Annotated in this window: 12 protein-coding genes; 1 reads left to right on the top strand and 11 read right to left on the bottom strand. The window is 74.9% G+C overall.

What is annotated here, in order from left to right; all coding sequences use genetic code 11:
* Positions 1-2: 2 nt before the first annotated feature.
* Positions 3-2,897, bottom strand: coding sequence for an excinuclease ABC subunit UvrA (gene uvrA / locus BM158_RS13540; RefSeq protein WP_091559780.1), 2,895 nt, complete (start codon positions 2,895-2,897; stop codon positions 3-5).
* Between the two features lie 85 nt (positions 2,898-2,982).
* Entirely contained in the window at positions 2,983-4,428 is a 1,446-nt protein-coding gene (locus BM158_RS13535) for an amidase (protein WP_229827414.1), read from the bottom strand.
* Between the two features lie 51 nt (positions 4,429-4,479).
* On the opposite strand from BM158_RS13535, the gene BM158_RS13530 reads away from it, so the two are divergent.
* A complete protein-coding gene (locus tag BM158_RS13530; RefSeq protein WP_229827415.1) occupies positions 4,480-5,139 on the top strand; it encodes an MBL fold metallo-hydrolase in 660 nt (219 codons plus the stop codon).
* 19 nt (positions 5,140-5,158) lie between these two features.
* Here the strand turns inward: BM158_RS13530 and pgi are convergent, their stop codons facing one another.
* The 9 genes from pgi to BM158_RS13485 all read right to left on the bottom strand — a co-directional run bounded on the left by pgi (position 5,159) and on the right by BM158_RS13485 (position 14,805).
* Entirely contained in the window at positions 5,159-6,832 is a 1,674-nt protein-coding gene (gene pgi, locus BM158_RS13525) for a glucose-6-phosphate isomerase (protein WP_091559777.1), read from the bottom strand.
* A gap of 37 nt (positions 6,833-6,869) precedes the next feature.
* Positions 6,870-8,684 carry a glycoside hydrolase family 15 protein gene (locus tag BM158_RS13520; RefSeq protein WP_091559775.1) on the bottom strand — a complete coding sequence of 605 codons (1,815 nt, stop codon included), beginning with the start codon at positions 8,682-8,684 and terminating at the stop codon, positions 6,870-6,872.
* A 52-nt stretch (positions 8,685-8,736) separates the two neighbouring features.
* Positions 8,737-9,144, bottom strand: coding sequence for a potassium channel family protein (locus BM158_RS13515; protein WP_091559773.1), 408 nt, complete (start codon positions 9,142-9,144; stop codon positions 8,737-8,739).
* Between the two features lie 10 nt (positions 9,145-9,154).
* Complete coding sequence (locus BM158_RS13510) at positions 9,155-10,708, bottom strand: polyamine aminopropyltransferase (RefSeq protein ID WP_229827416.1); 1,554 nt, start codon at positions 10,706-10,708, stop codon at positions 9,155-9,157.
* 8 nt (positions 10,709-10,716) lie between these two features.
* Positions 10,717-11,160, bottom strand: a complete 444-nt coding sequence (locus BM158_RS13505; RefSeq protein ID WP_091559768.1) for a DUF350 domain-containing protein — start codon at positions 11,158-11,160, stop codon at positions 10,717-10,719.
* A 31-nt stretch (positions 11,161-11,191) separates the two neighbouring features.
* Complete coding sequence (locus BM158_RS13500) at positions 11,192-11,596, bottom strand: DUF4247 domain-containing protein (protein WP_091559766.1); 405 nt, start codon at positions 11,594-11,596, stop codon at positions 11,192-11,194.
* Complete coding sequence (locus BM158_RS13495) at positions 11,593-12,102, bottom strand: DUF2617 family protein (RefSeq protein WP_091559763.1); 510 nt, start codon at positions 12,100-12,102, stop codon at positions 11,593-11,595. Before BM158_RS13495 ends, BM158_RS13500 begins: the two co-directional genes overlap by 4 nt.
* Entirely contained in the window at positions 12,099-12,704 is a 606-nt protein-coding gene (locus BM158_RS13490; RefSeq protein WP_091559760.1) for a DUF4178 domain-containing protein, read from the bottom strand. Before BM158_RS13490 ends, BM158_RS13495 begins: the two co-directional genes overlap by 4 nt.
* 82 nt (positions 12,705-12,786) lie before the next feature.
* On the bottom strand, positions 12,787-14,805 hold the full coding sequence (locus BM158_RS13485; RefSeq protein WP_091559757.1) for a S9 family peptidase: 2,019 nt from the start codon (positions 14,803-14,805) through the stop codon (positions 12,787-12,789).
* Positions 14,806-14,871: the final 66 nt, after the last annotated feature.

The following is a 14,871-nucleotide window of genomic DNA, read 5'->3' as shown; positions in this document are numbered from 1 at the left end:
GGTCACCCCGCCTTGCGCCGGGACGCCCGCTTCGGCGGTGCCGCGGCCGCCGCGATCCGCTCCGGGTCGAGGATGTCGGCGAGGAAGCGGCCGGTGTGGCTCTCCGGGATCCCGGCGATGACCTCCGGCGCGCCCTGGCCGACGACGGTGCCGCCGCGGAAGCCGCCCTCCGGGCCCATGTCGATGAGCCAGTCGGCGCTCTTGATGACGTCCAGGTTGTGCTCGATGACGATGACCGAGTTGCCCTTGTCGACCAGGCCCTGGATGACCAGCAGCAGCTTGCGGATGTCCTCGAAGTGCAGCCCGGTGGTGGGCTCGTCGAGGACGTACACGGTGCGGCCGTTGGACCGCTTCTGCAGCTCGCTGGCCAGCTTCACCCGCTGGGCCTCGCCGCCGGACAGCGTGGTGGCCGGCTGGCCGAGCCGGACGTAGCCCAGCCCCACCTCGGTGAGCGTGCGCAGGTACCGGGCGATGGCCGGGATGGCGGCGAAGAAGTCCGCGGCCTCCTCGATCGGCATGTCCAGCACCTGGGCGACGGTCTTGCCCTTGTAGTGCACCTCGAGGGTCTCCCGGTTGAACCGGGCGCCCTTGCACACCTCGCAGGGCACGTAGACGTCGGGCAGGAAGTTCATCTCGATCTTCAGCGTTCCGTCGCCGGAGCACGCCTCGCAGCGGCCGCCCTTGACGTTGAAGCTGAACCGACCGGGCTGGTAGCCGCGGATCTTGGCCTCCTCGGTGGAGGCGAACAGCTTGCGCACGTGGTCCCAGACGCCGGTGTAGGTGGCCGGGTTGGACCGCGGGGTGCGCCCGATCGGCGACTGGTCGACCCCGACCACCTTGTCCAGGTGCTCCAGGCCGGTGACCGTGCGGTGCCGGCCGGGGACCATCCGGGCACGGTTGAGCTGGTTGGCCAGCACCGTGTAGAGGATGTCGTTGACCAGGCTGGACTTGCCCGACCCGGACACGCCGGTGACGGCGACCAGCATGCCCAGCGGGAACGTGACGTCGACCCCGCGCAGGTTGTGCTCGCGGGCGCCCTTGACCACCAGCTCGCGGCCCGGGGTGGGCACCCGCCGCACCTCGGGGATCGCGATCTCGGCCCGGCCGGACAGGTAGGCCCCGGTCAGCGACCGCTCGCTGGCCAGCAGCTCGGGCAGCGTGCCGCTGACCACGACCTCGCCGCCGTGCTCGCCGGCGCCCGGGCCGATGTCGACGATCCAGTCGGCCTGCTTGATGGTGTCCTCGTCGTGCTCGACGACGATGAGCGTGTTGCCCATGTCGCGCAGCCGGACCAGCGTCTCGATCAGCCGGATGTTGTCGCGCTGGTGCAGCCCGATCGAGGGCTCGTCGAGCACGTAGAGGACGCCGACCAGCCCGGAACCGATCTGGGTGGCCAGCCGGATGCGCTGGGCCTCGCCGCCGGCCAGGGTGGCGGCCGGCCGGTCGAGGGAGAGGTAGTCCAGGCCGACGTCGACCAGGAAGGACAGCCGGGCCTGGATCTCCTTCAGCACCCGGTCGGCGATGGCCCGCTCGCGCTCGCCCAGGGTCAGGGCACCCAGCCACTCGGAGGCGTCGCCGATGGACAGCCCGGTGACCTCGGCGATGGAGCGGCCGTCGAGCTTGACGGCGAGGATCTCGGGCTTGAGCCGGGTGCCGTGGCACACCGGGCACGGGACGTCGCGCATGTAGCCCTCGTACTTGTCCCGCATGAAGTCCGAGTCGGTGTCCTCGTGCCGGCGCTCCAGGAACGGCAGCACGCCCTCGAAGGCGGCGTAGTAGCTGCGCTCGCGGCCGTAGCGGTTCTTGTAGCGGACGTGCACCTGGTCGGGCGAGCCGTGCAGCACGGCCTTCTGCACCTTGGCCGGCAGCCGTTCCCAGGGGTCCTTCATGGAGAACCCCATCTGGTCGGCGAGCCCGCCGAGCAGCCGGATGAAGTACTCGTTGCTCATCGAGCCAGCCCACGGCGCGATGGCGCCCTCGGCCAGGCTCTTCTCCGGGTCGGGGACGACCAGCTCGGGGTCGACCTCCTTGCGGGTACCGATGCCGGTGCACTCCGGGCACGCGCCGAACGGCGAGTTGAACGAGAACGAGCGGGGCTCCAGGGCCTCGAAGCTCAGGCCGTCGTCGATGCAGGCCAGGTGCTCGGAGAAGGTGCGCTCGCGCTCGGGGTCGTCCTCCTCGCGGTCGACGAAGTCGAGCACCACGAGGCCGCCGGCCAGACCCAGCGCGGTCTCCACCGAGTCGGTGAGCCGCCGCTTGGCGCTGTCCTTGACCGTCAGCCGGTCGACGATCACCTCGATGGTGTGCTTCTCCTGCTTCTTGAGCTTGGGCGGCTCGGTCAGCGGGTGCACCGTGCCGTCGACCCGGACGCGGGAGAAGCCCTGGGTCTGCAGCGAGGAGAACAGGTCGACGTACTCGCCCTTGCGGGCCCGCACGACCGGCGCCAGCACCTGGAACCGGGTGCCCTCGGGCATCTCCAGCACCTGGTCGACGATCTGCTGCGGGGTCTGCAGGGCGATCGGCTTGCCGCAGTTGGGGCAGTGCGGCTGGCCGGCGCGGGCGTAGAGCAGCCGGAGGTAGTCGTAGACCTCGGTGATCGTGCCGACCGTGGAGCGCGGGTTGCGGTTGGTCGACTTCTGGTCGATCGAGACCGCCGGCGAGAGGCCCTCGATGAAGTCGACGTCGGGCTTGTCCATCTGGCCCAGGAACTGGCGGGCGTAGGCCGACAGGGACTCGACGTAGCGGCGCTGCCCCTCGGCGAAGATCGTGTCGAAGGCCAGGCTGGACTTGCCCGACCCGGAGAGCCCCGTGAACACGATCATCGCGTCGCGGGGCAGGTCGAGGTGGACGTCCTTGAGGTTGTGCTCGCGGGCGCCGCGGACGACGAGCCGGTCCATGTGGGTCCCTGTCTGTGTGGTCACGAGGGTGGTCGTGGGAGGGCGTGCGGGGGTGCCGCGGGGCGGAGCTCCGCGAAGGGCGGGCTCAGCCGCCGGCGGCGGGGTCGAAGACGGGGGCGTGCCGACGCCAGGGTCCGTGGCGTTCCAGCTCCGCAGCCAGCCAGAGTAGTCGCGTCTCGGCCCCCGGGGGGCCGACCAGCTGGACCGCCAGCGGGGTGCCCGTGGAACGCATCCCGGCGGGCAGCACGAGCGCCGGGAGCCCCGCGAGGTTCCACGCCGACACCCACGGCGCCCACCGCGCGTTGGCGGTCACGTTGGCCAGCCAGCCGCGCTCGTGCCAGGGCCGGGCGGCCAGCGGCGGGCCGGTGACGACGGGGGTGAGCAGCACGTCGACGCCGGGGTCGGCGGTGGCCGCGGAGCCGGCGAACCAGCGGGCCACCTGCGCCCGGAACCGCTCGGCGCCGGCCGGGCGCACCAGCCCCGCCCGCCGCGCCCACCGGCCCAGCCGGGCGTGCGCGCGGGTGCGGGGCTGCAGCGCGCGGGGGTCGAGGCCCAGGTGCTCGGCGTCGGCGGCGGCACCGGCGAACCACCGGGCGACCACGGCCAGCCCGGCCGACAGCGGCACCGGCGGGTCGCGGCGCACCACGGTGTGGCCCATCGCGGTCAGCCGGGCGGCGACCGCCTCCAGCGCGGCCCGGCCCTCGGCGTCCAGCCGCGCACCGGGCACCGGGGTGGCCGTGGACAGCGCGACGGTGAGCGCGGCGCCGTCGTCGTCGGCCGGCTCGGTGGCCGCGCCGTCGGCCAGCACCGCGTGCGCCAGGGCCAGGTCGGCGACGGTGGTGGCCAGCGCCCCGTTCTCGGCCATGCCCGACCACGAGTCGGCACCCAGCAGCGCGGGGACGACGCCGCGGCCGGGCTTGAGGGTGACCAGGCCGCAGGCGGCCGCGGGCAGCCGCAGCGAGCCCAGGCCGTCGTTGCCCTGGGCCAGCGGGACGCCGCCGGAGGCCACCGCAGCCGCGCTGCCGCCCGAGGAGCCGGCCGGGGAGAGCGCGGTGTCCCAGGGGTTGCGGCTGACCGTGCCGGGGCCGTCGGTGGTGGCGAAGACGCACAGCTCGGGCACCCGGGTGATGCCGACCACGACGGCGCCCGCGGCACGCAGCCGGGCCACCACCGGGTGGTCGGCGGTGGCGGGCGGGCCGGTGCGGGCGGTGCCGTCGGTGGCCACCTCGCCGGTGACCTCGACGTTGTCCTTGACCGCGACCGGCACCCCGGCCAGCGGCAGCCGGGCGCGGTCGGGCCGGGCGTCGACCTCGGCCGCCTCGGCCAGCGCGGCCTCGGTGCGCAGCACCCGGTAGGCGCCGACGCGGGCCTCGACGGCGGCGATGTGCGCCAGGTGCGCGCGGACCACCTCGACCGCGCTGACGTCGCCTCTGCGCACCCGGGCGGCGAGCTCGACCGCGGGCAGGCCGACCAGCCGCCGGGTGGTCTCCCGCGCGCCCCCGGCGCCCTCCGTGGCTAGGTTGGCGTCCACGCCGTCGAACCTAGACGGACCCACCGACACTCTCAGATCGGAGCGTGCAGCGTGAGCCAGTACACCGGCGACGTCGAGGTCGGCGGGCCCGCGGACACCCGCGAGCTGGGCGCCCTGACCGTGCGCAAGCTCGCGGTCAGCGAGATGGCCAACAACGCCTACCTGCTCACCTGCGCGGCCACCGGCGACGGCGTGCTGGTCGACGCCGCGGCCGAGCCCGACGCGCTGCGGCAGCTGGTCGGCGACACCCGGCTGACCGGCGTCGTCACCACCCACGGGCACTGGGACCACCACCGGGCCCTGCCCGAGGTGGTCGCCTCCAGCGGCGCGGCGACCATGGCGCACCCGGCCGACGCCCCCGACCTCCCGGTGCCGGTGACCCACCCGGTGGAGCACGGCGACACCGTGCCGGTGGGCGACCAGGTGCTCGAGGTGGTCCACCTGCGCGGCCACACGCCCGGCTCGATCGCGCTGGTCTGGCGCGGCGGCGAGGCCGGCACGCACGTGTTCACCGGGGACAGCCTCTTCCCCGGTGGCGTCGGCAACACGCAGCAGGACCCCGACCGGTTCACCCAGCTCCTCGACGACGTCGAGGAGCGGCTGTTCGGCACCCTGCCCGACGAGACCTGGGTCTACCCCGGCCACGGCAAGGACACCACCATCGGCGCCGAGCGCCCCCACCTCGCGGAGTGGCGCGCCCGCGGCTGGTGACGGCCGCGGGCGCGCCCGCTCAGGCGCGGTGGGCCAGGTACCAGCCGATGAGGCCCTTCGTGCTCGGGTCCTGGGACTGCAGGGCGTCGTCGTCCCCGGTCAGCGCGGGGGCGATCTGCAGGGCCAGCTGCTTGCCCAGCTCGACGCCCCACTGGTCGAAGCTGTCGATGCCCCAGACGGCGCCCTCGGCGAAGGTGATGTGCTCGTAGAGCGCGATCAGCTGGCCGAGCACCGACGGGGTGAGCGACTCCGCCATGATCGAGGTGGTCGGCCGGTTGCCGGGGAACACCCGCGCCGGGACGACGTCCTCCGCCGTCCCCTCGGCCCGGACCTCCTCGGCGGTCTTGCCGAAGGCCAGCGCCTTGGTCTGCGCGAAGAAGTTCGCCATGAACAGGGCGTGCACGTCGGTGTCGCCGTCGGTCAGCGCGTGCTGCGGGGTCGCGAAGGCCACGAAGTCGGCCGGGATCAGCCGGGTGCCCTGGTGGATGAGCTGGTAGAAGGCGTGCTGGCCGTTGGTGCCGGGCTCGCCCCAGAACACCTCGCCGGTGTCGCAGGTGACCGGCTGGCCGTCCCAGCGCACGGACTTCCCGTTGCTCTCCATGGTCAGCTGCTGCAGGTAGGCAGGGAACCGGTGCAGGTACTGGCTGTAGGGCAGCACGGCGTGGGTGTGCGCGCCGAGGAAGTTGACGTACCAGACGTTGAGCAGGCCCATGAGCAGCGGGACGTTGCGCTCCAGCGGGGTGGTGCGCACGTGCTCGTCGACGGCGTGGAAGCCGGCCAGGAACTCGGCGAACCGCTCCGGGCCGATCGCCACGGCCAGCGAGGTGCCGATGGCCGAGTCGACGGAGTAGCGGCCGCCGACCCAGTCCCAGAACCCGAAGGCGTTGTCCGGGTCGATGCCGAAGTCGGCCACCTTGTCCAGCGCGGTGGAGACGGCCACGAAGTGCCGGGCGACGGCCTCGCGGCGCCCGGCGTCGCTGTCCTCGATCTCGCCGGCCAGGCCGTCCCACATCCACTGCCGGGCCAGCCGGGCGTTGGTCAGCGTCTCCAGCGTGCCGAAGGTCTTCGACGCCACGATGAACAGCGTGCTGGCGGGGTCGAGGTCGGCGGTGGTCTCGGCCAGGTCGGTGGGGTCGATGTTGGAGACGAACCGGCAGGTCAGCCCCGCCTGGCGGTGGGCCTGCAGCGCCTCGTAGGCCATCACGGGGCCGAGGTCGGAGCCGCCGATGCCGATGTTGACCACCGTCGTGATGCGCTGGCCGGTGGCGCCGGTCCACTCCCCCGACCGGACGGCCCGGGCGAACTCGTAGACCTTGGCCAGCTCGGCCTGCACGTCGGCGTCGACGTCCTGCCCGTCGACGGTGAGCGGGTCCAGCCCGGCCGGGCGGCGCAGCGCGGTGTGCAGCACGGCGCGGTCCTCGGTGACGTTGATGTGCTCCCCGGCGAACATGGCCTGCAGCCGGTCGGTCACGCCGGTCTGCTCGGCGAGGTCGCGCAGCAGCGCGAGCGTCTCGTCGGTGACCAGGTTCTTGGACAGGTCGACGTGCAGGTCGGCGACGTCCATCGTCAGGCGCTCGGCACGGCCCGGGTCGGCGTCGAACCAGCCGCGCAGGTCGGGGGTGGTGGCGTCGCGGTGGGCCAGCAGGGCCGACCAGGCGGCGGTGGAGGTGGGGTCGTGCGAAGGGGCGGCCACGGAGCTCTCCTGGGGTCGGTCGGGGACGCCGACGACGCTAGGGCAGCCGGGGGGCACCCGCGCGGGCAGCGCCCACCGGGTGGTCGCTGCGGGCGTGCCGGCCCTCGTCGAGCTGGACGGCGGTGACCACCAGCGCGAAGTGGCTGAAGGCCTGCGGGGTGTTGCCGAGCTGGCGGCCGGCGTCGGGGTCCCACTCCTCGCTGAGCAGACCCAGGTCGGAGGCGCACCCCAGCAGCCGCTCGAACAGCGCCTCGGCCTCGTCCCGCCGGCCGGCGCCGTGCAGGGCGTCCACCAGCCAGAAGGAGCAGGCCAGGAAGACGCCCTCGGTGCCGGGCAGCCCGTCGCCGCTGCTGTCGGGGCGGTAGCGCAGCACCAGGCCGTCGCGGGTGAGGTCGCGCTGCACGGCCTCCACGGTGGCGACCACGCGCGGGTCGTCGGCGGGCAGGAAGCCGACCCGGGGCACCAGCAGCAGCGCGGCGTCGAGCTCGGTGGACCCGTAGGACTGCACCAGGTGGCCGTCGTGGACGCCGTGCTCGAGCACCTCCGCGCGGATGGTGTCGCGCACTCGCGCCCAGTGCTCGACCGGACCGGGCAGGCCGTGCTCCCGCGCGCCGCGGACCATGCGGTCGAAGGCGACCCAGGCCATCACCTTGGAGTGCACGAAGTGCCGGGGCTCGCCGCGCTGCTCCCACAGCCCGGAGTCCGGCTGCTGCCACTGGCCCTCGAGGTGGTCCAGCAGCGCGCACTGCAGGTCCCAGGCCTCCTCCGGGGCGCCGAGGCCGGCGGCCCGGGCCAGGTGCAGGCCGTCGAGCACCTCGCCGACCACGTCGAGCTGCAGCTGGGCGGCTGCGGCGTTGCCGGTGCGCACCGGCCGGGACCCCTCCCAGCCGGCCAGCCAGTCCAGCTCCGCCTCGGGCAGCCGCCGGGTGCCGTCGACGCCGTACATGATCTGCAGGTCCGCGGGGTCACCGGCGACCGCGCGCAGCAGCCAGCGCCGCCAGGCCTGCGCCTCCTCGGTGTGCCCGGCGGCCAGCAGCGCCTGCAGGGTGTAGGTGGAGTCGCGCAGCCAGCTGTACCGGTAGTCCCAGTTGCGCGGGCCCCCGGGCTGCTCGGGCAGCGAGGTCGTGACGGCGGCGACGATGCCGCCGGTGGGCGCGTGGGTCAGTGCCCGCAGGGTGACCAGCGACCGGGTGACGGCACCGGCCCACCGGCCGCCGACGGCCCGGCCGTCGGCCACCCAGCGCTCCCACGCGGCGACGGTCTCGCCCAGCGCCCGCTCGGCGTCGACCTCGGGCGGGGCGTCGTGGTGGCCCGGCGTCCAGGTCAGCACGAAGGGCACCCGCTCCCCCGCGCGGACGGTGAACTCCGAGACGGTGGTGCGGTCGCGGCCCTCCAGCGGGGCGGGCGTGGACAGCCACAGCGCGTCCGGGCCGGCGAGGGCCTGCCAGCGGTCGCCGACGCGGCGCACCCAGGGCACCACCCGGCCGTAGTCGAACCGGACGGCGAGCTCGCCGCGCACCGCCACCTCGCCGGTGACGCCCTCGACGATGCGCACCACGTCCGGGTAGCGGCCGCGCAGCGGCATGTGGTCGACCACCCGCACGGTGCCGTCGGGCGTCTCCCACTCGGTCTCCAGCACCAGGGTGTCGCCGCGGTAGCGCCGCCGGGTGCACCGCCCGCCGTCGGCGGGGGCGATCCGCCAGTGCCCGGCGGCGTCGGTGTCCAGCAGCGCGGCGAAGCAGGCCGGGGAGTCGAAGCGGGGCAGGCAGAGCCAGACCACCGACCCCTCGGCGTCCACCAGCGCGGCGGTCTGCAGGTCGCCGATCACGGCCAGGTCCTCGATCGCGGTCACGGGCCGATCATGCGGCGACCGCCCTCTGCCGGCACGCCGTCCCGGCGAACTCTCAGCCTGCGTGGTCGGGACGGCGGGTGCCGAGCTCGGCCCGGATCTCGCGCAGCAGCCGCAGCTGCTCGTCGGACTCCTCGAGGAGGTCCACCTGCTCCTCGTGCGTGAAGTCGTCGTGGGTGCGGATGACCACCGCGGCGATCCGGCCGACGATGACGCCGATGCCGATGATGCCGGCGAACATCGTCAGCACGCCGATCACCCGCCCGGCGACGGTCACCGGGAACAGGTCGCCGTAGCCGGTCGTCGTGGTGGTCACGAAGGCCCACCACACCGAGTCGCCGAACCCCCAGCCCTCCAGCGCCCACACGCCGGTGGCCGACAGCACCACCGTGGTCAGGTACAGCGCGACGGCCAGCGGCGTGCGGTTCGCGCAGCTGATCAGCCCGTCGGTCACCTTCGACATCGCAGTCTCCTCATCCCTGGTACCCCTGCCGCATGTCGTCGACGACCAGCGGCTGGTCGAGCGTGCTGGGTGCGAGCTCCTGACGCGACCGGTCGGGCGGGAAGACCCCCGCCGCGGCGAGCACCGCCTCGTCCAGGAACCGGGTGGGGGGCCGCTGCGCCGACAGCGCGAGCGGCGGGGCCGCGTCGCCGGCCTGGGCCAGCACGAAGCCCCAGTCGCCGAAGCTGGGCACGTCCACGTGGTACGGCGTGCCGGTCAGCCCGGCGCTGTCGACGGTGGCCAGCGTGCGCCAGTAGGCGGCGGGCGTGGAGTAGGGGCTGCCGGCCTGAACGGTGACCAGCCCGCCGGGCGCGAGCACGCTGCCGACCAGGCCGTAGAACTCGGTGGAGTAGAGCCGGCCCAGTGCCGGGGTGTCGGGGTCGGGCATGTCCACCACGACGGCGTCGAAGGGCGCCCCGGGCGGGTCGCGCAGCCAGGTGAAGGCGTCGGCGACGACGACCTGCACGCGGGGGTCGGCGAGGGCGTCGTCGTTGAGGTCGGCCAGCCGGGTGCGGGCGAGGTCCAGGACGGCGGGGTCGAGCTCGACCTGCACCACCTCGGTCACCGTGGGGTGGCGCAGCAGCTCGCGGGCGGCCAGGCCGTCGCCGCCGCCGAGCACCAGCACCCGCTGGGGGTCCCGGGCCAGCACGGGGTGCACCAGCGACTCGGTGTAGCGGTGCTCGTCGAGGCTGGAGAACTGCAGGTCGCCGTCCAGGTAGAGCCGGACGTCGTCCCCACGCCGGGTGACCACGACCTCCTGGTAGCGGGAGCGCTCGGCCGAGACCACCGGGTCGTCGTAGAGCCGCTGCCGGGCGTCGACCTCGATGTCCTGGGCCCGCCAGAGCAGCACGCCGAGCAGCGCGGCCGCGGCCAGCAGGGCAGCGGTCGCCGTCCGCCGGGCGCGCGGGCCGAGCTGGGCGCGCAGCAGCACCCCGGCGACGACGGCGGCGGCCAGCAGGTTGACCAGGCCGGTCAGCGCGGCGCCGCGCACCTGCCCGGCCAGCGGCAGCAGCAGGAACGGCCAGGCCAGCCCGCCGAGCAGGGCGCCGGCGTAGTCGGCGGCGTTGAGGTCGGCCAGGATCCGGCCGCTGCCCTGCGCGTCGACGTCGTCGGCACCGCGCTGGAGCAGGGTCATCAGCAGCGGCACCTCGGCGCCGACCAGCACGCCGATCACCGCGGTGCCGGCGACCAGCACCCACCCGCTGGCCCCGTAGAAGCTGAACGTCACGTAGAGGGTGACGGCGGACAGCCCGCCGACCACGCCGAGCAGGATCTCGACCGCGACGAAGGTGGCCGCCGCGTGGCCCAGGAACGGCTTGACCAGCAGCGCGCCGGCGCCGAGGGCGGCGACGAACCCGGCCACGATGAGCGAGGTCTGGGTGATCCCGCCGCCGGCCAGCGACGCGGACAGGGTGAGCAGCACCAGCTCGTACACCAGCCCGCAGGCCGCGCAGACCCCGACGGCGGCCAGCAGGAGCGGCCGGTACCAGCGCGCCGCCGGCCGCTGCTGCTCGAGCACCGCCACGGCGGGGCTCAGGAGAGGGCGGCGGCGTTGACCACGCCGATGGCGACCAGGCTCGTGGCCACCGCCCAGGCTGCGCCGCTCATCCGGTCCTCGTCCACGATCGCCCGCAGGTGGCCGGGCACGAACGCGTCGAGCACCCGCAGCGCGACGCCCTGCAGCACCACGCCGAGGACTCCGTAGACCGCGGAGTCGACCAGGCCCTGCAGCAGCTCGTCGGAGCTGGTCATGATCGCGGTGACCACGATGACCGCCAGCGCCAGGTGGTTGGCGCCCAGCAGGATCGCCGCGTTGGGCTTGCGGTCGGTGTAGACCTGCGTGCGCAGGTTGCCCGGGGTCAGTGCGTCCAGGGCGAGGAAGCCCAGGCCGAGCACGGCGACGCCGACGACGAAGTACAGCAGCGTCGCGACCACGCCGTCGCCGAGCTCGCTGCCGTCCAGGGAACCGAAGGTCACGGGGTGCTCCTGCCGGGGGTGGGGTGGGTGGTCACTTGCCGTCGCCGGGGCCGCCGTCGCCCCCGCCGGCGGCGGGCGAGCCGGGCCGGAAGCCCGAGCCGAGGTAGGAGTAGTAGCCGCGGCTGTAGCGGCCGTCGACGTCCTCGACCCGGACGGTGCTGCCGGCGCTGGCGGCGGTGACGACCACGATGTCGTCGTCGTAGCGCAGGTACTCCGAGCCGCCGTCGCTCTGCCGGGCCGCGGGCGCGACGGCCGCGGCGATGTCCCCGGCGGTGGTGCCGACCGGGTCGGACGACTCGTAGGTGTCGCCGTCGGCGTCGGTGCCCGTCGAGCGGTAGGTGTCGCGGATGAAGTCCTCCGGGTCGCCGCCCGATCCGCAGCCGGTCAGCAGCAGGCCGGCGGCGAGCAGCGCCGCCCACGCGGGTCGGGGGGTCATGCCGGCCTCCAGTCGCTGGCGGTGGTGACGAGCTGCCCGGTGGGCGCCCCGGGGTAGAGGTGCCAGGTGGTCCAGGTCCAGCCGGTGGCGGTGGCCGCCCCGGTGACCGCGGTGAGCGCCGCGTCGTGGCCGGGGAAGCCGGCGCACAGCCGGTCGTCGGCCGCGGCGGCCCAGGCCCGCAGCTCGACCGCCCGGCGGTCGAGCTCGGCGGCCGGGAGGTGCTCCACGGTGGCGGTGAAGGCGTAGCCCGGCCGCCCGGCGGTGGGCGGCAGCGGGTCGCCGCCGGCGGCGACGGCGTCGCAGGAGACCTGCTCGGTGGTCGACCGGCCGCCCGCGCTGGCGCGGACGACGTGCGAGGCGCCGAGGACGCCGAGCTCCAGCTCGCCGCCGTGGGCACCGCGCAGCAGCAGCGAGGCCAGGGCCGGCGGGGCCGGGGCGTCCAGCAGCAGGCCCAGCGCGTCGGCGGCCACGTCGCGGGTGGGGACGGCGAGGTCGAGCGTGCTCACGAGCCGGGCTGACCGGGCTGGGCGTGGTAGACGGTCAGCTCGGCCGGGGTGACCCGCCGGCCGGTGGAGACCTCCCACGACTGGGTGTCGGCCCAGCGCTCGAAGGCGAGCAGGCCCAGGCCGTCGCGGGTGCGGTAGTCGGCGTAGTCCACGGTCCCGCTGGGCGCGGTGCCGGTGGTGCCCTCGGCCCGGTACTGCGCGCGGCCCCGCTCGACCTGCCGGTGCACCACGTCGCGCAGGACGACGTCGCCGTCCGGGGTCAGCCCGGTGCCCTCGGCGCGCTGCCAGAGGGTGAGCTCGAGGTCGCCCTCGTCGTCCTCGACGGTCAGCCAGCGGCGGCCGGTCGAGCCGTCGAGCAGGTGCTCGTACCAGCTGACGCCGGCCTCGGTGAGCGTGATCGTGCCGCGGACGACGTGGTCGATGCCCGCGTAGGTGATGACGTCGCCGGGACCGATCCGCATCGGGTCCCAGGTGTCGGGCTGGCCGGCCAGCGGGTCGGTGCGGCGGGCGGCGGGCCGCCGGGCGCGCCGCTGCCGGAGGACGAGCACCACCACGGCGGCCACCGCGGCCAGCAGCAGCACGACCAGCACGAACTCGGTCACCTGGCGGAACCTCCCGGTCCGGTCGACGGATCGGGGGGACGGTAACCGGTCGGTCCAGCTCCCGCTCAGGGGACCCACAGGATCACCCGGCGGGCTGCTGCTCCCCCGCCGTCGGACCGGCCGGCAGCGCCGCCGCCGTGCTGTTCTGCGCGGTCGGCAGCCAGCGGCCCCACCAGCGCAGCACGTGCTCCAGCCGCGCCAGGCGGTGCCGCGGCCGGCCGGTGCGGGACAGCTCGTGGCCCTCGCCGGGGAACAGCAGCAGCTCGCTGGGCACCCCGCGCCGCTTCAGCTCCACGAACAGCCGGGTGCCCTGCTCCAGCGGGCAGCGCCAGTCCTCCTCCGAGTGGATGACCATGGTGGGGGTGGTGATCCGGTGCGCCCCGGCCATCGCCGACTGGGCGGCGACCCGCTCGGGGTCGGTGCCCAGGTACTGGTCGGGGAAGAAGAACCCGATGTCGGAGGAGCCGACGAAGCTCACCGGGTCGTTGAACGCCCGCTCGCTGATCGCGGCGGCGAACCGCTGGGTGCGCCCGACCAGCAGGGTGGTCATGTACCCGCCGTAGGACCCGCCCATGAGGCCGACCCGGGTGTCGTCGAGCTCGGGCTCCTGGAGGGCCTCGTCCAGGAAGGCGACGACGTCGTCGGCGTCCACCTCGCCGAAGCGCTCCCTGACCGCGCGGCCGTGCTCCTCGCCGTACCCCGACGACCCGCGCGGGTTGCACTGCAGGACGGCGTAGCCGGCCGAGACGTAGACCTGGGTCTCGTCGAACAGCGACCAGCCGTACTGGCTGTGCGGCCCGCCGTGCACGGTGAGCAGCACCGGGTGCGGGCCGGGCCCGTCGGGCACGGTGATCCAGCCGTGCACCGGGTAGCCGTCGGGCGCGGTGGCCGTCTTCTCCCGCATCGCGTGCAGCCGCCCGGTGCCCTGCAGCAGGCTGCCGAAGCCGGTGAGCAGCCGGCGGCGGCCCGGGGTGATCGCCAGCAGCTCCCCCGCCGAGCGGTCGTGCGCGACGGTGGCGACGACGACACCGCCGCCCACCCCGATGCCGCGGGTGGTGTACGGGCCGTCGACCAGCGCCTCGGGCTCCCCGCCGGCCAGCGGCACCCGCAGCAGCTCGACCGCGCCCTGCTTCTGCACGGCCACGAACAGGTCGCCGCCGGCCACCACGACGCGGCCGAAGTCGTGGCCGAGGTCGTGCTTGGCCGGGTCCAGCAGCGGCTGGGGGTGGCCGCCGGCGGCGTCCACCCGGCACGGCACGGTGCCGCGGCCGACGAAGTCCAGCCCCTCGGGGCCCAGGTCGGGCTGGGCGGCCAGGTAGACGGTGCGGCCCTCGAGGTCGTCGGGGTCGTAGGTGGGGGCCGAGCACGAGGAGCGGCTCTCGGTGACCCGCCGCAGGTGCGAGCCGTCGGGCCGGCAGGCCCACACGTCGCTGACCAGGTCGCGGTCGGCACGCGGGTGGCGGGCGGACACGAAGACCAGCTCGGTGCCGGCCGGGTGCCAGGCGACGTCGGTGTCGTCGTGGTCGCCCGAGGTGACCTGCACCGGCTCGGCGACCGGCACCTCGTCGTCGGCGTCGTCGTCGGGCAGGTCGAGGACGAACACGTGCTGCCGGCGGTCGGTGGTGAACCCGACGTCGTCGGACCGGTACTTCAGCGTGGTGATCAGCCGGGGCGGCTCGGCGGCCGGGTCGACGCCCTCGACGGTGCCGTAGCGGCCCTCCTCCGGGACCCGGGCGGTGTACGCGATCCGCCGCGAGTCCGGTGCCCAGACCGGGGCGCCGGCACCGAGCGGGTGGTCGGTGAGCCGGCGGGCCTCCCCGCCCCCGGTGGGCAGCAGGTGCAGCTGCGGCTTCCCGCCGCTCTCCGCGCCCAGGAAGGCCAGCCAGCGACCGTCCGGGGAGAAGACCGGCGCCGAGTCGCGGTGCCCGTGGGTGAGCGGCCGGGCCGGGGCGGAGGCGTCGGTGGGCACCGCCCAGAGCTGGCTGCGGTACTGGTCGCCGTCGAGGTCCAGCCGGGTCACCGCGACCACCGCGGTCGACCCGTCCGGGGTCACCGTGGCCGCACCGGGCGTGCGCAGGGAGGCGAGGTCGTCGGGCCGCATGGCGCAGACGCTAACCCAGCGCCACCCGGGGGCGATTCCGTGAGCCGGGCTCAGTACCTAGGCTGC

The organism is Klenkia taihuensis, assembly GCF_900112525.1.
GTDB lineage: Bacteria > Actinomycetota > Actinomycetes > Mycobacteriales > Geodermatophilaceae > Klenkia > Klenkia taihuensis.
The sequence above is the reverse complement of the archived record's forward strand: the minus strand, read 5'-3'. Positions and strand labels throughout refer to the sequence as shown.

Excerpts from the sequence above, each read along its gene's own strand:
- BM158_RS13515 (WP_091559773.1), bottom strand. The coding sequence starts at position 9,144 with ATGTCGAAGGTGACCGACGGGCTGATCAGCTGCGCGAACCGCACGCCG.
- BM158_RS13500 (WP_091559766.1), bottom strand. The coding sequence starts at position 11,596 with ATGACCCCCCGACCCGCGTGGGCGGCGCTGCTCGCCGCCGGCCTGCTG.
- BM158_RS13485 (WP_091559757.1), bottom strand. The coding sequence starts at position 14,805 with ATGCGGCCCGACGACCTCGCCTCCCTGCGCACGCCCGGTGCGGCCACG.
- uvrA (WP_091559780.1), bottom strand. The coding sequence starts at position 2,897 with ATGGACCGGCTCGTCGTCCGCGGCGCCCGCGAGCACAACCTCAAGGAC.